The sequence below is a fragment of the Pseudarthrobacter sp. RHLT3-21 genome (assembly GCF_059383495.1).
Genome location: NZ_JBWZCI010000010.1, coordinates 23,657 through 41,243, shown reverse-complemented (window position 1 = coordinate 41,243; position 17,587 = coordinate 23,657). Strand labels below are relative to the sequence as shown.

The following is a 17,587-nucleotide window of genomic DNA, read 5'->3' as shown; positions in this document are numbered from 1 at the left end:
GGGACCTCGCATGGGCGCGAAGTGACCCCGCGTTGTTTGGATCAGTCCTGGAAGTATTCCACCTTGGCACCGATGGTGTTGAGCCGTTCCGCCAGGTCCTCGTAGCCGCGCTCGATCACGTAGATGTTCCGCAACTCAGAAACGCCCCGCGCCGCGAGCATGGCCAGCAACAGGCAGGCGGCCGGGCGGAGCGCCGGCGGGCAGCCCACCTCGGCTGCGCGCCACTTTGTGGGGCCGTTGACGTAGATCCGGTGCGGGTCCAGCAGCTGCACCTGGGCGCCGAGCCTGTTCAGCTCCGTCAGGTAGATGGCCCGGTTCTCATAGACCCAGTCGTGGATCATGGTCTGGCCATGCGCGTTGGCGGCGATGACCGCGAAGAACGGCAGGTTGTCGATGTTCAGGCCGGGGAACGGCATGGGGTGGATCTTGTCCTCCGGCGCGCGCAGTTCTGACGGCTTGGTGGTCACATCCACCAGCCGGGTGCGGCCGTTGCGCGCCACGTACTCCTCGGAAACCTCCAGCTTCTGGCCCATCTGTTCCAGCGTGGCCAGCTCGATCTCCATGAACTCGATGGGCACGCGCCGAATGGTCACCTCCGAGTTGGTGACGATGCCGGCGGTGATGAGGCTCATCGCTTCGATGGGGTCCTCGGACGGGAAATATTCGATGTCGACGTCGATGAGCGGCCGGCCGGTGATCTTCAGCGTGGTGGTGCCGACGCCGTCGATCTTCACACCCAGCATCTCGAGGTAGAAGCAGAGGTCCTGGACCATGTAGTTGGGGCTGGCATTGCGGATGACGGTGGTGCCGCGGCGGTGCGCCGCTGCCATGATGGCGTTCTCGGTCACGGTGTCCCCGCGCTCCGACAGTACAAACGAGCGATTTTCGACGTCGGGCCGCGGAGCCTGCACGGCGTAGAAACCCGCCGTTGCTTCCACAGACAGCCCGAACTGGCGCAACGCCTGCATGTGCGGTTCCACGGTGCGCGTGCCCAGATCGCAGCCGCCGGCATAGGGCAAGCGGTATTCCGAGGATTCGTCCAGGAGCGGGCCCAGCAGCATGATCACGCTGCGCGTGCGGCGCGCGGCGTCCACATCCATGGCTTCAAGGTCCAGGACGGCAGGGCGGCGGAGCTGGAGGTCGGTGTCGTTAAGCCACGTGCATTCGACTCCGATGCTGGTCAGGACCTCCACGATCCGGTTGACCTCTTCGATCCGTGCGAGGCGGCGCAGTACGGTGGTGCCGCGGTTGATCAGGCTGGCGCACAGCAGCGCCACACCGGCGTTTTTGCTGCTGTTGACGTCCACTGCCCCGGACAGGGTGCGGCCGCCTTCAATCCGCAGGTGCGTCATCTGCGGCTTGCCCACTTTGACGATGCTGCGGTCGAGAATCGATTCGAGCCGCTGGATCATCTTCAGGCTCAGGTTCTGCTTGCCCTGCTCCATCCGGGCGACGGCGCTCTGGCTGGTACCCAGCTCCGCGGCAAGCTGACCCTGGGTCCAGCCCTTCTCAGTTCGGGCGTCCCTGAGGGTGGCGGCTACGTGCTCGGCAGTTTCCTGAGTCATAACAAAAAAATATCACAGATGAGCTATTTGATGGGATACGACCCGGAATGGCGTACCTATCTCCCAGGAATACCCGACTCATGAGATAGTCGCCCTTTTGTGGTTGTCCTTGACCCCGCCCCCGCCCGGCGGGAGACTGAAACATCGGGTGAACCCGATCAGCGGAAGAATGTCATGCAGGAGGCCAGCCATGTATGGGCATGCGGCTACAGCATCCCGTGCTTTGGCGTGTGCCATATTGTGCTTGCTCATGGCCCTGTGGGGGATTACCGTGGCGCCGGTGTCCGTGGCCGCCCCGTCACCCGGCGAGGGCGCCGAGCTGGCATTGGGTAACGATGTCTCGTGGCCTCAGTGCAACACGGCGCTTCCCGTCGCTCCAGCTTTCGGGATCGTGGGCGTGAACAATGGCCTTGCTAACACCACTAACCCCTGCCTCGTCGAACAGCTTCGCTGGGCCGAAGCCATCACGGTGAACCCGACCGATCAGCCGTCCGTCGCCCTTTACGTCAACACCGCCAACCCGGAGCTCGCTGGCTCCTGGTGGCCCACCAGTAACAGCTACCCGGAATCCCCGGCCGCATCCAACCCCTACGGCACCTGCCAGGACAAGGACGTTGGCACGGCGTGCGCCTATATGTACGGCTACGCCAAGGCGTACGACGACGCGTACATCCGCGGCATCAGCAGCCCCTCGGACTACCTGTGGTGGCTCGATGTTGAAACCGGCAACAGCTGGTCCCTCGACAAGAATGCCAACCGTGCCGTCCTGGAAGGTATGACCGACTTCTTTCACAGCATCGGCGCCGACGTCGGCATCTACTCGTCGGCCCATCAATGGGGACAGATCGTGGGCACCGTAAGCAGCTCCAGCAACCTTTATGCCCTGCCCAACTGGCTGGCAGGAGCCAGCACGGCCTCCGGAGCCAACGCCAACTGCTCTAATGCGCCGTTGACCGCAGGCGGCACGGTCACCCTGACCCAGTTCGTCTCCAGGGACTTCGACTACGGTTACTCGTGCATTTAGCAACCGCTGCCCCGTTGCCAGAATCCAGAACCCGAACCCGCACCAACTAACGCCAGACGAAGTTCCAGGTCCCCATCCCGGCTGCGGCAACCACAGCAGCCGCCGCGATCAGCACGCCGCCCACCAGCACCCAGGCGTCCAACGGCGAATACGTGGATTCCCGGGCCCACGTCCGCTGCCCGGTGCCAAAGCCGCGTGCTTCCATGGTGATGGCCAGCCGGGACGCGCGGCGGATGGCCTGGACCAGGAGCCCAAAGCTCTGCCCAAGTGTGGCCCGCAGCCGTTGCAGCGGGCTGCCCTGCGAGCCCACGCCGCGGGCCCGCCGCGCCATGCCGATGGTCTGCCACTCCTCGGCCATAAGTCCCACCAGGCGCATCGCTGCCAGCGTGCCAAGGACAAACCGGTGCGGCAGCCGGGCCTTCTGGGCCAGCGCATCGGCGAGGTCGGTGGGGTCTGTGCAGGTCATGAGCAGGATCGCCGGGAGGGCAATCGCGAGTCCGCGCAGCATAAAACCGATTCCCAGCTGCAGGGAACCTTCGCTGATGGACCAGATCCCGACGTCGAGCAGTGCAGCACCGCCGTCCGCCGCGACGATCGCCGTGCTCCAGCCGCCGAGGGCTGCGGCGATGATGAGCGGCCAGCCGCGCTGCCACAACAGGCGGAGCGTGAGGCCGGCCAGCGGAAAGAGCGCCAGTTCCGCCACGAGCGCGGTGGTGGCTGATACCCAGTCAATGGATAGCGCAAGCACCAGTGTGATGAGGAAGACGACGGCGAACTTGGCCAGCGGGTTGGCGCGCGTCAGCAGCGCGTGGTTGCCGCGGAGGGTCAGGGCAGCCCTCATGCCGCACGTGCTTCCTGGCGGGCGCCGCCGCGAGAGGCCGGGCCAAGCCGCAGTTCGGCCCCGCCCAGGACGGCGCTGAATTCCTGGTCGTGGGTCACGGAAACCACGGAGGTCCCGGCGTCGAGCAATTCCGAGAGGAAGGATGCGAGCTCGGCCCAGGTGTTGGCGTCCTGGCCGAAGGTCGGCTCGTCGAGCACCAGCACACGCGGGTGTGCAGCCAAGACCGTGGCCACCGACAGGCGCCGCTTCTCGCCGCCGGACAACGTGTACGGATTGGCGTCCACCAGGTGCGTCAGGCGCAGCCGTTCCAGCAGCTCATCAACCCGCTCCTCGCCATGCCCCAGGTGCCGCGGGCCGAACATCAGCTCGTCCAGCACCCGGCCGGTAACAAACTGGTGCTCGGGCTCCTGGAACACGGTTCCGATGCGGGAAATCAGCTGGTTGGCTTTCCATTTGAAGGGATTGATCCCGGCCCCCTCGGAAAGCTCGACAGCGGCGGACACCTTCCCCGCCACCGGCGCCAAAAGTCCGGCGAGCGTCAGCGCAAACGTTGACTTGCCGGCGCCGTTGGGCCCCGTGACGGTGAGTGCGTGGCCGGAACGGACCTGGGCCGTGATGCCCGACTGCACCGGCACGGGCGGGATGGTCCGGAGGCCGCGGCGCCGCGGACGCTCGCGGGAGACGGCCAGGTCCTCAGCGGCCAGCAGCAGGTCACCGGAGCCTGTGGACGCACGGCGGCGGGTTGCCGGAACATACCCCGGCACCCACACGCCCGCGCCGATCAGCATGTCCCGCGCCTCCGCGAGCACCTGGTCCGGCGGCCCGTCCAGCAGGACTGCGGACGTACCGGCGGAACTTCCAGCGGAGCCCGCTGCGGAGCCCGGCTGGAGCACCACAATCCGGTCCACCAGGTCCTTCCACACGGACACGCGATGCTCCACCACAACGAGTGTGGCGCCGGTCTTGTCCAGGCAGCGGCCCACGGCGTCGCGGACTTCCAGCACACCGGCGGGATCAAGGTTTGCAGTGGGCTCGTCCAGCAGGATCAGCCCGGGCCGCATCGCGAGGATACCGGCCAGAGCCAATCGCTGCTTCTGCCCTCCGGACAGGGCCGACGTCGGGTGGTCCAGCGGCAGCCCGGCGGCACCGGGCCCGCCGTCGGCGTTCAAACCGGCGCCGTTGGCGTTCAAACCAGCTCCGCCACCCACGCGGCCCCCGGCACTTCGGAGGCCGACGTCGTCGAGCGCTTCATGGACGCGCCGCCAGATCTCGTCCGGCGGAACGGCGAGGTTCTCGGCGCCGAAGGCGACGTCGTCGCCCAGGCGCGACAGAACCACCTGCGTTTCCGGGTCCTGCTGCATCAGCCCCGAGCGGCCGCGCTGCCCGCGGGGCACCACGCCGTCGATCAGCAGCGAACCGGTTTCGTCGGCGTCGTCCCCTTCATCCCCCAGCACCCCGGCGAGCGCGTGCAACAGCGTTGACTTGCCCGCGCCCGAGGGGCCCAGCAGCAGCACCCGCTCGCCGGGAGCGATCTCGAGGTCGAGCCCATGGACGGCGGGGGCGGAACGTCCGGCATGCCGCCAGCCCCAGCCACGGGCGGACACCGCGGCGGGGCGCACTCCGGAAGCGCCGGCGTCGGAAGCGGTCATCAGTTGAAGACGGGCTCCGAAGCTGCCTTCCGGGACGCGAACGAGCTCAGCACGCCGGTCCTGGCCAGGCCGCGGGTGGCGATCCAGGACAAGGCGCCCGCTATCACTGCGCCGGAGATGGTGCAGAACACGATGTACGCGAGCTTGTCGGCGGGCTCGTAGGCGATGTTCCAGCCCCACGGCAGGAAGGAGTCATTGAGGCCGCAGAACAGTCCGGCGCCGGCACCGGCCAGCAGCGCGGCGATGAGGTTGTACTTCTGGTGCAGGAAGGACTTGAACCGGACGTTGCCGTACACCAGCAGGAAGAACACCAGTTCGGCGCCCAGGCCCTGCAGGATTCCGGAGATCAGCACCGTGGCGCCGTATTGGGAGCCCATGATGAGTTCGCCGGTGGCGGCCACCGCTTCGCAGAAGAGCGCCGCGCCGGGCTTGCGGATGATGAGCATGCCCAGCACCGCCGGGATCATCCAGCCGCCGGCGATCAGGCCGGTCAGCGGGGGGTAAACGGCGTTCATGGGGGCGGAAATGATGCCGGCGCCCTGGGACCAGGCCCAGAAGATCACGCCGCCGGTGATGGCGATGAGCGCCGCCACCACGATGTCCACAACGCGCCAGGTATTGCCGGTCTTTTTGATTGCTGCAGTTGTCATTCGGTCCTCCTGAGGAACAGGAGGGGAAAGTACCAGGTGTGCGGCGCTGCCGCCGTTTGCCGGACACTTCGAGAACTCGACTCCCTTGCGCCGGTACTAACCGGATCAGGTTCGAGGGTCTGCGGCTGTCCGCACTCTCAGCGCCCGTCTTCGGTCCCCCGGCAAATGCCAGTGATGTCCGACGGCGGCGCTCCCCTGTCGTTAATAAATCTGCCCTGATGGGCATTGTCCAGTTTACACCGCGGGCGGGGTAGATTGTGGGCCATGACTGCCAACAACCCGACTGTGACTGCCTTCAATCCCGACTCGAGAGTGGCCCAGGCGGAGGGGCTGCTTGAGGCGCTGATCGCCCGGATCGAGGCCGAGATCAGCGAGCTGCAGTTTCCGCATTTCACCAAGGACGATTCCCTCAACCTGGGGCTGCTCCTGGTGGAGCTGGGAAAGACGCGCCGGCTGCCCATCGCGATAGACATCACCAAGGGTGACCAGGTGCTGTTCCACGTGGCCCTGGACGGCGCCACCCCGGACAACGAGCACTGGATCCGGGCCAAGCAGCGCACCGCCGCCAGGTACGAGATCCCGTCGTTGCTGGTGGGACTCCGTGGCAGGCTGCACGGAGGCCGCATCGAAGACCACGGCTGGTTCGACGAATCGACTTACGCACCGCACGGCGGCTGCTTCCCGGTCTACGTCGCCGGCGTTGGCGCCGTGGCCACGGTGACGGTCTCAGGCCTGCCCCAGCAACAGGACCACGACCTCGTGGTGGAGGCGCTGCGGGAGATTCTGGAGTCCATGCAGCCGGGTTAGGCTAAAGACAATCCCGGATCCGCTCACAAGGAGTTCAACGAATGAACCTGTTCATCAAGCTGCTCGGCACCGCAATCAGCCTCGGCGCCGGATTCGTCGGCACCAAGATGGTCAATACCGTATGGGAAAAGTCCACCGGCCGGAAGCCTCCCACCGGCAAAGACGAAGACACCCCCACGAGCCTCCGCTCGGCGCTGACGTTCGCGCTCATTTCGGCCTCCGTCAGCACCATCATCCAGGTGCTCGCCAACCGCGGCACGCAGCGGGCCATCACCCGCTTCGCCAAGTCCCAGGACATCGTCTAACCGCACCACCACCCCGGAGTTTTTGTCCAGATAACGGCCTCTAACCGTCCGTCAAACCGTGTTATCTGGACAAAAACTCGCGCGGGCGGCGTCACTCACGCGGGACGGTCCGGACGGTGGGTGACGCTCAGTCCCGCCGGCCGCCGTCGGACGCTTCATCCCGGGAGGACTCATCCCGGGCCGATTGTGCCGCCTTCTGGACCACGGCGTCGAGTTCATCGGAGCTGAGGAGCTCGCGGTGCAGGTGTTTGGTGCGGTAGCCGGCGCGGCCCACCATATGGGCGGAAACCGGCACGGTCAGCAGCTGGAAAATCCAGGCCACCAGCAGCACCGGCCACACCCACCAGGTGCGCAGCTGCAGACCGATGGCCGCAAGGAGCAGGAACAGCCCCAGCACCTGGGGCTTGGTGGCCGCGTGCATACGGCTCAGCAGGTCCGGGAAGCTGAGCAGCCCGACGGCGGCGGCGAGCGACATGAGGGCACCCACCACCAGGAATACCGCCGACACGGTATCGATGACGCTGTCAACCACGGTGGCCTCAGGATTCATTGGCTTGCTCCCGCCGGTCGGCCACAAAGCGGGCAACGGTCACTGACCCGATGAAGCCGACGATGGACAGCGCCACCAGCGGCATCAGGTTGTTCAGGTGCCGGTTGACGGCCATGTCGATGCACAGGGCCGCGCCGAGGATCGCGAGCAGGACGTCGGAGGCCAGCACCCTGTCCAGCAGCGACGGGCCGCGGGAGATCCTGATGATGGCTCCCGCCGCTGCCAGCGAAAGAATGACTGCCGTGACAGCCAGGACGGTCTGCATCATGCTGCGGCCTCCTGCCGGATTGCTTCGAGTTCGTCGCGGGTGCCCATGATCCTGATCAGGCCCGCTTCGATGGAGCGGACTTCCCTGCGCAGGTTTTCGACCTCTTCCGGGCTGCTGACGTTGAGCGCGTGGAGGTACAGGGTGGACGTTGACCGGTCCACTTCCACCACCAGGGAGCCCGGGATCAGCGAGGTCACGTGCCCCACTGCGGTGACCATCAGATCCTGGTGGCTCCGCAACGGCACCGCGACGACGGCATTGACCACCCGCGGGCCACGGACAGCCGCCAGATACATCACCTCAACACTGGCGGCCGCCACCCTGCCCAGGAAACGCAGGGCGAAAGGAACTGCGTGAAGGATGTTGAAGCGGCCGCTGAGTTCCACCGGCGGCAGGTAGAACATCCGGGCCACGAGCACTGCCAGTAACGCGCCGAAGAGCAGGTTGCCGGGGCTGAAGTCCTGCCACAGGGCACCCCACACAATCACCAGCCATACCAGCAGGGGCACCTCCTGGCGCAGGGAAATCCGGCGGCGGCTCATTTGCCCCCTCCGTCTTTGAGGGCCAGCGGGGGAACGGGCGTGTCCTCACCCAGTACGGCCTGGATGTAGGCGGACCTGTCCAGCATTTCGTGGGCGGCCTGGTCCGAGACTTTGAACAGCGGGCCCGCGAAAACCGTGAGTGAGACGCCCAGGACCACCAGGCCCAGGGTTGAGCCCACCATGGTGCGGGGCAGCAAGGTGACGTTTTTGCGGCCGGCCCGGCTGCCGGTATCCGAATCCTCGGGCTCAGCCAGCAGGACGGGGTCCGGGTGCTCGGCGTCCGAGGGCTTGCGCCAGAACGCGCGGTTCCAGACCCTCGCAACGGCCAACAGGGTCAGGAGGCTGGTGACCACGCCGCCGATCACCAGGGCGTAGGCCAGGGGCGTACCCAGTTCGATGCCGGCCTGGATGAGCCCCACCTTCCCCAGGAACCCGGAGAACGGCGGGATCCCGGCCAGGTTCATGGCGGGGATGAAGAAGAGCAGGGCCAGTATGGGTGACAGCTTGGCCAGGCCTGCCAGCCGGTCCACGGAGGAGCTGCCGCCGCGGCGCTCGATCAGGCCCGTGACCAGGAAGAGGCTGGTCTGGATGGTGATGTGGTGGGCCACGTAGAACACGGCGGCGCCCAGCCCGGCCACCGAGGACATCGCCAGGCCAAACACCATGTAGCCGATGTGGCTGACCAGGGTGAAGGACAACAGACGTTTAATGTCGCTCTGGGCCAAGGCGCCAAGGATTCCCACCACCATGGTCAGCAATGCCGCGACCATGAGCGGAGTGTTTAGGCTGTCCCCGGGGAAGAGCAGGGTCTCCGTGCGCACCATCGCGTAGACACCGACTTTCGTCAGCAGGCCGGCGAACACGGCGGTGACCGGTGCCGGCGCCGTGGGGTAGGAGTCAGGCAGCCAGAACGAGAGCGGGAACACGGCCGCCTTGATGCCGAAGGCCACCAGGAGCATTAGGTGCAGCAGGGTCTGGGTTCCCTCGTCCAGGTCAGCGAGCTTGATGGCGAGGTCGGCCATGTTGACGGTTCCGGTGGCGCCGTAGACCATGGCGATGGAGATCAGGAACAGCACCGAGGACACCACGGAGACCACCACGTAGGTGACACCGGCGCGGATGCGGGGGCCGGTCCCACCCAAGGTCATCAGCACATAGCTTGCCGTCAGCAGGATCTCGAAGCCGACGTAGAGGTTGAACAGGTCCCCGGACAGGAACGCGTTGGAGACCCCGGCCACCAGGATCAGGTAGGTGGGGTGGAAGATCGACACCGGCGCGTCCTGGTCGCCGTCGGCCATGCCCTGCCCGGTGGCGTAGACCAGCACTGCGAGGCTGATAGCCGACGACACCACGAGCATGAGGGACGAGAACTGGTCCACCACCATCGTGATGCCCCACGGCGGCAGCCAGCCACCGAGGTTCACGGCGGCGGTTCCGCCGTCCCACACCGAAGCGAGCAGGAAGCACTCCAGCAGGAGCGTCAGGGACAGCACCGCGATGCTCAGGGCGCGCTGGGCGAAGGAGTGCCGGATCAGTAGAAAGGCCAGGGCGGCGCCGAGGATGGGAAGTACGACGGCGAGCGGGGCAAAGCTTGCGATGTTCACTGCACACCTCCTTCGGGACCAGGTGCTACGTTTCGCGAGCCGGGTTGCTCTTCAGCGGCGGCATCCGCGGCGGGAATCTCCTTGGCACCGGCCGTGATGGAATCCCCGGCAGCTTCCGGACCGTCCGCGAGCGTGGCGTGGTTTGAGACGGTGCTCCCGTCGCTGCCAAGCATGGTCAGGGGAAACTCGGAAGTTTCGGCCGGGATCGGGGCGTCGTCCTCGGCGTCGAACCGGGGCGTCTCGGCGACGCGGAGGTCCTCGATGTCGTCCTGGATCTCATCCTGGCGCGCCAGGACCCACGTGCGGTAAATGATGCCGAGCATAAAGGCCGTCACGGCGAAGGAGATCACGATCGACGTGAGGATCAGGGCCTGCGGAAGGGGGTCCGCGTACTCCTGGGCGCCGGTGTCCTTGTTGTACAGCGGCGCCAGGCCGGCATAGCCGCCGGTGGCCAGGATCAGCAGGTTGGTGGCGTTCGCCAGCAGCATCAGCCCGAGCAGCACCCGGGTGAGGCTGCGTTCCAGGATCAGGTAGATGCCGCACGCATACAGGGCACCCATCACGGTCAGCAGGGTCAGGTTGACGCTCATCCTTGGCCCTTCGCGGTGGTTTCGGCGGGGACGCCCACAGGTTCCTGCACTTGGGCAGCGGCAGGGGCGTCGTCGGTTGGCTGGTCTTCGGTTGGCTGGTCTTCGGCCGGCGCAGTTCTCTGCTCTTCGAAGTGTTCATCGATCTCGGAGCCCAGGCTGCGCAGCACGTCCAGCACCAGGCCGATCACCACGATGTACACGCCGATGTCGAAGATGGTGGACGTGACGAATTTGATGTCCCCGAACACCGGAAGCCAGAGTTCGATGATGGCGGTCTGGAACACCTGGCCGCCCAGCAGCAGGGGCACCACACCGGACGCCGCCGCAGTAGCGAGCCCGATCCCCAGCAGCGTGCCGGCACCCACGGGGGTGGCCTCGCGCAGTTCGAACCGGCCGCCGGCCAGGTACCGGATGGCCAGGGCAAGTCCGGCCGTCAGGCCGCCGGCGAAGCCGCCGCCGGGCAGGTTGTGGCCGGCCAGGAGGAGGTAGAGGGAGAAGATGATCAGGGAGTGGAAGATCAGCCGCGTGACCACTTCAAAGATGATGGAGCGCCGTTCCGGTGCCAGGGTGCGCCCCGCCACGATCCAGGCGTCCCGCGCGGAGGCTGCGAATTTGCGGCTGATGGCCAGCGCTGCGGCTTCCCGCGACCCGGGATCCACTGCAACCTGGCGGCCTACGCTGCCCTCGGCAATGGTTTCGGAGACCCTGCTCCGGTCGCCGCGCCCGCGGACGAAGATGAGGCTGGCAACACCGGTGGCGGCCAGGGCAAGGACCGATATTTCACCGAAGGTGTCCCAGGCCCGGATGTCCACCAGGGTCACGTTGACGATGTTCAGCCCGCCGCCTCCCTCGTAGGCGAGGCGGGGGAATTCCAGGGACACCGGGACGGCCACCCGGGCGCCCATGGCGTGGATGGCGGCGAAGACCATGGTGACGCCGAAAGCCGCCCCGATGATCACCCGGATCACCCGGTACTTGCCGCCGGTACGGTCACGGAGTTCGGCCGGCAGGCTGCGCATGGCCAGGACGAAGGCCACCAGGATGATGGTTTCCACGAGTATCTGCGTGAGGGCCAGGTCCGGTGCGCCCTGGAGCGCGAACATGAGGGCGATCCCGTATCCGGTCACGGAGACCATCAGCACAGCGAGGAACCGTTTGTTGGCTTTGACCGCGGCCAGCGCGCCGATCACAATCCCTGCGCCGACCACGGGCTGCAGCGGCGAGTAGGGATCAATGAAGTACAGGTTCCCAGGGAGCGGCTTGCCCGCCAGCAGCATGGCCGTCAGCGGCAGGACGAACGCCATGGTGAGGATGACGGCGAGGTAGAAGTACAGGGAACCACGCTGCGTGCGGCCCGTGATCCAGACCGCGGTGTCGTCCAAGGCGCCGATGGTGAGCTGGTAGATGCGATCGCCGTCGATCCAGCTGGGCACGCGGGACTGCGCGCGGGCCACCAGGGTTCGTCCGAAGTACATCGCCAGGCCCAGCGCGAACGTCAGTGCCGTCAGTCCCAGGGCGGGGGTGAAACCGTGCCACAGCGCAAGGTGGCCGGCCTGCTCGGCCGGTGTGCCGGCGTCGGGCGCGGTTGAGGCGAACAGCGCGGCGTAGGGCTGGACCCAGGCGTCCACCGGCGCCGGCCAGAGGCCGTAGACGATGCTGAGGAGGCTGAGGAATGCCGGGGCTGCCAGGAAGGAAGGTTTGACCGCCTTGAACGTTGTCCGCTCAATCCCGGGTTTCACCGCGAACGCTCCCCACATAAAGCGGGCACTGTAGGCGAATGTGAGAATGGACCCGAGGACGATGCCCACGAGCACCACCATGCTCCAGGCCTCGCCGTCGGAAGAGTGGTGGACAAAGGCTTCCAGGACTGATTCCTTGGCCACGAACCCTGCGAGCAGCGGGACGCCGGCCATCGAGGCGGCACCGATGCCGGCCATAATTCCGAGCGCCCGCGACGACCGGAAGACGCCGGACAGCTGGCGGACATCGCGGGTACCGGACTGGTGGTCAATGATGCCCACCACCAGGAACAGGGTGGCCTTGAACAGGCCGTGGGCGAGGAGCATGGCGAGGCCGGCGAGGGCCGCATCCGGCGTGCCCAGTCCCACCACCATGGTCAGGAAACCCAGCTGGCTGACAGTGCCGTAGGCCAGGATGAGTTTGATGTCGGTCTGCCGGAGCGCCCGGTAGCCACCCACCAGCATGGTGGCCAGGCCAAGCCCCAGCACGATGACCTGCCAGTATGCGGTCTCAGAGAAGCCCGGCGCGATCCTCGCCACCAGGTAGATCCCGGCCTTCACCATCGCCGCGGCGTGAAGGTACGCGCTCACCGGGGTGGGGGCCGCCATGGCTCCCGGAAGCCAGAAGTGGAAGGGAACCAGCGCGGACTTGCTGATGGCACCCACCAGGATAAGTACGACGGCGGCGGCGACGATTGCGCTGGTGGGTCCGCTGATCAGGGTGGGAGCCTGCGCCAGGATCGCCGAGATCCGGTAGGTTCCGGCGCTGTGGCCCAGCATGATCAGGCCTACCAGCATGGCGAGCCCGCCCGCGGTGGTGACCATCAACGCCTGCAGGGCCGAACGCCGTGCCGCCAGCCTGGTGCGGGCGAACCCGATCAGCAGGTAGGAGAGGATAGTGGTGAGTTCCCAGAAGATGAACAGCAGAAGAAGATCGTCCGCCACCACCAGGCCGAACATCACTCCCGCGAAGGCGAGGAACTGGGCGCCGAAACCACCGAGGTCCTGGTCCTTCGTGCTGAAGTACCTCGCGCAGTAGACGAGGACCAAAGCGCCCACGCCCAGGATGAGGAGCGACATCACCCAGGCAAGGGGATCGAGCCGGAAGGCGAATTCAAGATCCAGCCCGGGAACCCAGGGGAAGACTTCCGAGATCGCCCCGGAATCCGAGTACACGGCGCTGTACTGGAACAGCAGCCAGACAAAGGACGCGGCTGGCACAGCGGCCAGCGCGTAGAAGGCGTTGCAGCCCCAGGCCCGGAACAGAAATGGCGCCACAGCAGCCACCGCAAAGTGCACGGCAAGGACTGTGATCACTGGTATCTCCGCAACGTCAGGGATTCGATTGTCAAAAAGTTAGGGCAGGCGGTTCATTCGTAAGGTTCGGTGGCCACAGTTTATCAAGGCAGCACTGACACTTTTCCCGGACCGGACCACGCCTCCTTGGAATTTCCCGGGCGTCCGGCGTATCATCACCGCCTTGTTCGCCAGGGGCGGATACGATTCAGCCTATGAACACCGCCAGCGCTCCTGAGGCCATGCAGCCGTCATCGGAACTCGCGTCCGGAACCCAGGCCGCCGGCAAGGGCCGGGTGCTCGCGTGGGCCGCCTGGGACTGGGGATCTGCGGCCTTCAACGCAGTCATGACCACTTTCGTCTTCACCGTCTACCTCACCTCCAACGCCTTCGGCGACAAGGACCAGGCGTCTGCCGTTCTTGGCGGTGCACTGGCCATTGCGGGGATCGCCATCGCGCTGCTCGCTCCCGTGACCGGGCAGCGCTCGGATCACGGCGGGCGCCGCAAGCTGTGGCTCGGCGTCAACACGGCCGCCGTCGCCCTCCTGACAGGCCTGTGCTTCTTTGTGTTCCCAAGGCCGGAATTCCTGCTGCTGGGCATTTCCCTGATCGCGCTGGGAAATGTGTTTTTTGAGTTCGCCGGCGTCAACTACAACGCCATGCTGGCCCAGATCTCCACGCCGAAGAACATCGGCAAGGTCAGCGGATTCGGCTGGGGCATGGGTTACCTGGGCGGCATTGTGGCACTGCTGATTGTGCTCCAGCTCTTTGTGCAGCCGAGCTTCGACTGGTTCGGCGCCTCCACCGAAGACAGCCTGAACATCCGGCTGGTGGCCGTGTTCTCCGCACTATGGTTCTTCATCTTCGCCCTGCCCGTCCTGTTCGCTGTCCCCGAGCTGCCACGTCCGGCGCGGGCCCAACCGCTGGGTTTCCTGGCCTCCTACGGCCTGCTGATCCGCCGGATCAAGGCAATCTACGCCACCAGCCCGCACACCATCTATTTCCTCCTGGCCAGCGCAGTCTTCCGTGACGGCCTCGCCGCCGTATTCACGTTCGGCGGGATCATCGCGGCCGGCACGTTCGGCTTCGAATTGTCACAGGTCATCTTCTTCGCCATCTTCGGAAACGTGGTGGCGGCCGTGGGGGCGGTCATCGGCGGGTTCCTGGACGACCGGGTGGGGCCCAAGGCCGTGATTGTGGGTTCCCTCGTGGGGCTGCTGATCGCCGGGACCATGATCCTGGTCCTCGGCAACGAGGACTACATCTTCTTTGGCACGGCGTGGGCCGGCAGCACCACCTTCTGGGTCTTCGGGCTGTTCCTGTGCCTGTTTGTGGGCCCGGCCCAGTCCTCGTCGCGGGCATACCTGGCCCGGCTGGCCCCCCACGGCGAGTCCGGCGAACTGTTCGGCCTTTACGCCACCACGGGCCGTGCCGTGAGTTTCCTGGCTCCGGCGCTGTTCACCCTGTGCATCACGCTGGCCGCTCCCCTGGTGGCCCCCGGCGAGGCCCAGCGCTGGGGAATCCTCGGCATTATGGTGGTGCTGCTCGCCGGCCTGCTGGTCCTGCTCCCGGTGAAGTCGCCGGACAAGACCCCCATCGCCGTCGTCCCCGCCTCCTAGCGCGAACGGACACTTAAGCCCCACCCGCTTGAAGCGCGAACGGGCAGCTAATGACCTCAAATCCGGGATTTGACGTCATCTGCTGCCAGTTCGCGCTGCGTGTGTGTGCGCAAAGGACCGCAACTGTCCGCTCGCGCCGGCGTGCCCACCCCCACCCGAAACCCGCCTGTGAAGACTAGGCTGGTGGTATGAACGTGGACGAGACTGACCTCCCCGGCCTGGGCCGGCGGAAGGACTTCATGACGGCTTCCGGCCGCCGCATCGGCGTCGTGGAACTGCGGGAAGGCCAGATGGAACTCATTGTTTCCACCTGGGACGATCCCGACACCTGCCAGGCGTCGATTCCCCTGACCGGAGATGAGGCCGCCACCCTGGGCAACCTCCTGGGCGGCCAGCACCTGGCCATGAAGCTGAGTGAAGAGCACAGGGAGATCCCGGGCATCGTGACCCGGCAGTTCTCCATCGCCCCGGAATCCCCGTTCCAGACCCAGCCCATGGGGAAGGCCTGCATCCGCACCCGCTGCGGAGTCTCGATCGTGGCGATCATGCGTGAAGGCGAGGTGCTCCCGTCGCCGGGACCCGACGTCGTACTTCACTCCGGCGACCTCCTCATTGCAGTTGGAACGCAAGAAGGCCTCGATTCGGCGGCCGATATCCTGCGTAACGGCTGAGCGGCATGGACCCGCTGGCCCTGACCCTCATTGAGCTGGGGGCCGTTGTGTTCTGCCTTGGCCTGTTGGCCAGGCTGGCCGGACGGATCGGAATGTCACCCATCCCGTTCTACCTCGTTGGCGGACTCGCCTTCGGCGCAGGCGGCGTGGTCAAGCTCGAAGGTATGCACGAATTCGCACATCTCTCCGGCGAAATCGGTGTGATCCTGCTGTTGCTTATGCTCGGTTTGGAATATACGGCTGCCGAGCTTTTCACCGGTCTGCGCAGATCCTGGCAGGCCGGTGTTCTTGACCTGGTACTGAATTTCCTGCCCGGCGCTGCGCTGGCCCTCCTGCTTGGCTGGGGCCTGGTGGGCGCCATGGTCATGGGCGGTGTTACGTACATATCGTCCTCAGGGATCGCTGCCAAGGTCATCACCGATCTCGGCAGGATCGGCAACCGGGAGACCCCCGTGGTGCTGTCGATCCTCGTGTTCGAGGACCTGGCCATGGCCGTGTACCTCCCCATCCTCACCGCAACGCTCGCCGGCGTGAGCTTCCTGGGCGGGCTCACGACGGTAGCAATCTCCTTGGCGGTGGTCACCGTGGTGCTGATGGTGGCACTGCGGCACGGACACCGCGTATCAAAAGCGGTGCACAGCGAAAACTCCGAAGTCTTCCTGCTCAACCTGCTCGGTGCCGCGCTGCTGGTGGCCGGTGTGGCGTCCGCGATGCAGGTTTCGGCAGCGGTGGGCGCGTTTATGCTGGGCATCGCCATCTCGGGCGCCACTGCGCATAACGCCACCCGGATCCTGGAACCGCTGCGGGATCTCTTTGCGGCCATCTTCTTTGTGGCCTTCGGACTCAATACGGACCCGTCGTCAATCCCGCCAGTGCTCGGCTGGGCCCTGGTCCTGGCGGTCATCACCGCCACTACCAAGATGCTCACCGGTATCTGGGCCGCCAAGCGGGCCGGCATTGCCCGCCCCGGACGCTTCCGCGCAGGCGCCGCCCTGATAGCCCGCGGCGAGTTCTCCATTGTCATTGCCGGGCTGGCCGTGGCATCCGGCGTGGTCCCGGACGACCTCGCCGCCCTGGCAACCGCCTACGTGCTGATTATGGCCATCCTCGGGCCGCTGGCCGCACGCTATGTGGAGCCGGTGCTCAAGGCCCTCGGCGGGCAGGCCCGGTTGGCCGCGAAGGCGTAGCCCACGGACCAACCACGCACCCCTCGACCAACCCCTCGGTGAAGGGGCTCAGACCTCGGTGCGGTGGAAGTTCAGGTGGCTGCGGCTGGCTGTCGGGCCGCGCTGGCCCTGGTAGCGGTTGCCATATTCGCCTGAGCCGTAAGGAAACTCGGCGGCAGAGGTCAGCCGGAAGAAGCACAGCTGGCCGATCTTCATGCCAGGCCAGAGTTTGATGGGCAGCGTGGCCATGTTGGACAGCTCCAACGTGACGTGACCGGAAAATCCCGGATCAATGAACCCGGCAGTGGAGTGCGTCAGCAGGCCCAAACGGCCCAGCGAGGACTTGCCTTCCAACCGGGCAGCAATATCGTCCGGCAACGTGACGGTCTCGTAGGTGGAGCCCAGCACAAACTCGCCGGGGTGCAGGATGAACGGCTCACCGCCCTCCACCTCCACCAGCCGCGTCAGCTCGGGCTGCTCTTCCGCGGGGTCGATATGCGCGTACTTATGGTTGTCGAAAAGTCGGAAAAACCGGTCGATCCGCACGTCCACCGACGACGGCTGGACCATCGCGGGATCGTACGGTTCGAGGACGATCCGTTGGGAGTCTAGTTCGGCACGAATGTCGCGGTCAGAGATCAGCACCGTCCCAAATTACTATGCGTTGTCCACAGCGCACACATTTTCGTTGTTGCTGTGGC

The 17,587-nt window shown here is 66.0% G+C and carries 17 protein-coding genes and 1 riboswitch; of the genes, 6 read left to right on the top strand and 11 right to left on the bottom strand.

Annotation, left to right across the window (positions count from 1 at the left end):
* Window positions 1–41 precede the first annotated feature (41 nt).
* Complete coding sequence (locus tag AC50YA_RS12655; protein WP_494982620.1) at window positions 42–1,565, bottom strand: UDP-N-acetylglucosamine 1-carboxyvinyltransferase; 1,524 nt, start codon at window positions 1,563–1,565, stop codon at window positions 42–44.
* A gap of 250 nt (window positions 1,566–1,815) precedes the next feature.
* Between AC50YA_RS12655 and AC50YA_RS12650 the strand changes: the two genes are divergently transcribed.
* Complete coding sequence (locus AC50YA_RS12650; RefSeq protein ID WP_494982619.1) at window positions 1,816–2,589, top strand: glycoside hydrolase family 25 domain-containing protein; 774 nt, start codon at window positions 1,816–1,818, stop codon at window positions 2,587–2,589.
* 46 nt (window positions 2,590–2,635) lie between these two features.
* On the opposite strand, the gene AC50YA_RS12645 is transcribed toward AC50YA_RS12650, so the two are convergent.
* Genes AC50YA_RS12645 through AC50YA_RS12635 form a run of 3 tightly spaced genes read right to left on the bottom strand, consistent with a single transcriptional unit; the run spans window position 2,636 to window position 5,729 of the window.
* Window positions 2,636–3,430 (bottom strand): energy-coupling factor transporter transmembrane component T family protein, encoded by a 795-nt coding sequence (locus tag AC50YA_RS12645; protein ID WP_494982618.1) that lies wholly within the window; start codon window positions 3,428–3,430, stop codon window positions 2,636–2,638.
* Complete coding sequence (locus AC50YA_RS12640; protein ID WP_494982617.1) at window positions 3,427–5,079, bottom strand: ABC transporter ATP-binding protein; 1,653 nt, start codon at window positions 5,077–5,079, stop codon at window positions 3,427–3,429. The genes AC50YA_RS12645 and AC50YA_RS12640 overlap by 4 nt, the downstream gene beginning before the upstream one ends.
* Complete coding sequence (locus tag AC50YA_RS12635) at window positions 5,079–5,729, bottom strand: ECF transporter S component (protein ID WP_494982616.1); 651 nt, start codon at window positions 5,727–5,729, stop codon at window positions 5,079–5,081. The genes AC50YA_RS12640 and AC50YA_RS12635 overlap by 1 nt, the downstream gene beginning before the upstream one ends.
* 64 nt (window positions 5,730–5,793) lie before the next feature.
* A riboswitch (TPP riboswitch) is annotated at window positions 5,794–5,936 on the bottom strand.
* A gap of 57 nt (window positions 5,937–5,993) precedes the next feature.
* Between AC50YA_RS12635 and AC50YA_RS12630 the strand changes: the two genes are divergently transcribed.
* Together AC50YA_RS12630 and AC50YA_RS12625 are read left to right on the top strand one after the other, a co-directional pair.
* Window positions 5,994–6,536 (top strand): heme-degrading domain-containing protein, encoded by a 543-nt coding sequence (locus tag AC50YA_RS12630; protein WP_494982615.1) that lies wholly within the window; start codon window positions 5,994–5,996, stop codon window positions 6,534–6,536.
* 41 nt (window positions 6,537–6,577) lie between these two features.
* Window positions 6,578–6,841, top strand: a complete 264-nt coding sequence (locus AC50YA_RS12625) for a DUF4235 domain-containing protein (RefSeq protein ID WP_282330513.1) — start codon at window positions 6,578–6,580, stop codon at window positions 6,839–6,841.
* 127 nt (window positions 6,842–6,968) lie between these two features.
* Here AC50YA_RS12625 and mnhG read toward each other — a convergent pair whose 3' ends face one another.
* From mnhG to AC50YA_RS12595, 6 genes are read right to left on the bottom strand one after another with little or no spacing between them, the layout of a single operon-like run.
* The gene (mnhG, locus tag AC50YA_RS12620) at window positions 6,969–7,391 is read right to left on the bottom strand and encodes a monovalent cation/H(+) antiporter subunit G (protein ID WP_494982614.1); all 423 of its coding nucleotides are present in this window, start codon (window positions 7,389–7,391) and stop codon (window positions 6,969–6,971) included.
* Window positions 7,381–7,659 carry an MrpF/PhaF family protein gene (locus AC50YA_RS12615; RefSeq protein ID WP_494982613.1) on the bottom strand — a complete coding sequence of 93 codons (279 nt, stop codon included), beginning with the start codon at window positions 7,657–7,659 and terminating at the stop codon, window positions 7,381–7,383. The genes mnhG and AC50YA_RS12615 overlap by 11 nt, the downstream gene beginning before the upstream one ends.
* The gene (locus AC50YA_RS12610; RefSeq protein ID WP_494982612.1) at window positions 7,656–8,201 is read right to left on the bottom strand and encodes a Na+/H+ antiporter subunit E; all 546 of its coding nucleotides are present in this window, start codon (window positions 8,199–8,201) and stop codon (window positions 7,656–7,658) included. Before AC50YA_RS12610 ends, AC50YA_RS12615 begins: the two co-directional genes overlap by 4 nt.
* Window positions 8,198–9,805, bottom strand: coding sequence for a Na+/H+ antiporter subunit D (locus tag AC50YA_RS12605; protein ID WP_494982611.1), 1,608 nt, complete (start codon window positions 9,803–9,805; stop codon window positions 8,198–8,200). The genes AC50YA_RS12610 and AC50YA_RS12605 overlap by 4 nt, the downstream gene beginning before the upstream one ends.
* On the bottom strand, window positions 9,802–10,395 hold the full coding sequence (locus tag AC50YA_RS12600) for a Na(+)/H(+) antiporter subunit C (RefSeq protein ID WP_494982610.1): 594 nt from the start codon (window positions 10,393–10,395) through the stop codon (window positions 9,802–9,804). Before AC50YA_RS12600 ends, AC50YA_RS12605 begins: the two co-directional genes overlap by 4 nt.
* Complete coding sequence (locus tag AC50YA_RS12595; protein WP_494982609.1) at window positions 10,392–13,451, bottom strand: Na+/H+ antiporter subunit A; 3,060 nt, start codon at window positions 13,449–13,451, stop codon at window positions 10,392–10,394. The genes AC50YA_RS12600 and AC50YA_RS12595 overlap by 4 nt, the downstream gene beginning before the upstream one ends.
* 194 nt (window positions 13,452–13,645) lie before the next feature.
* On the opposite strand from AC50YA_RS12595, the gene AC50YA_RS12590 reads away from it, so the two are divergent.
* From AC50YA_RS12590 to AC50YA_RS12580, 3 genes are all read left to right on the top strand, one after another.
* Window positions 13,646–15,049, top strand: a complete 1,404-nt coding sequence (locus AC50YA_RS12590) for an MFS transporter (RefSeq protein ID WP_494982608.1) — start codon at window positions 13,646–13,648, stop codon at window positions 15,047–15,049.
* A 188-nt stretch (window positions 15,050–15,237) separates the two neighbouring features.
* Window positions 15,238–15,720, top strand: coding sequence for a cation:proton antiporter regulatory subunit (locus tag AC50YA_RS12585; protein WP_494982607.1), 483 nt, complete (start codon window positions 15,238–15,240; stop codon window positions 15,718–15,720).
* 5 nt (window positions 15,721–15,725) lie between these two features.
* Complete coding sequence (locus AC50YA_RS12580; protein WP_494982606.1) at window positions 15,726–16,907, top strand: cation:proton antiporter; 1,182 nt, start codon at window positions 15,726–15,728, stop codon at window positions 16,905–16,907.
* A gap of 48 nt (window positions 16,908–16,955) precedes the next feature.
* Here the strand turns inward: AC50YA_RS12580 and dcd are convergent, their stop codons facing one another.
* Window positions 16,956–17,531 carry a dCTP deaminase gene (gene dcd, locus AC50YA_RS12575; protein ID WP_494982605.1) on the bottom strand — a complete coding sequence of 192 codons (576 nt, stop codon included), beginning with the start codon at window positions 17,529–17,531 and terminating at the stop codon, window positions 16,956–16,958.
* Window positions 17,532–17,587: the final 56 nt, after the last annotated feature.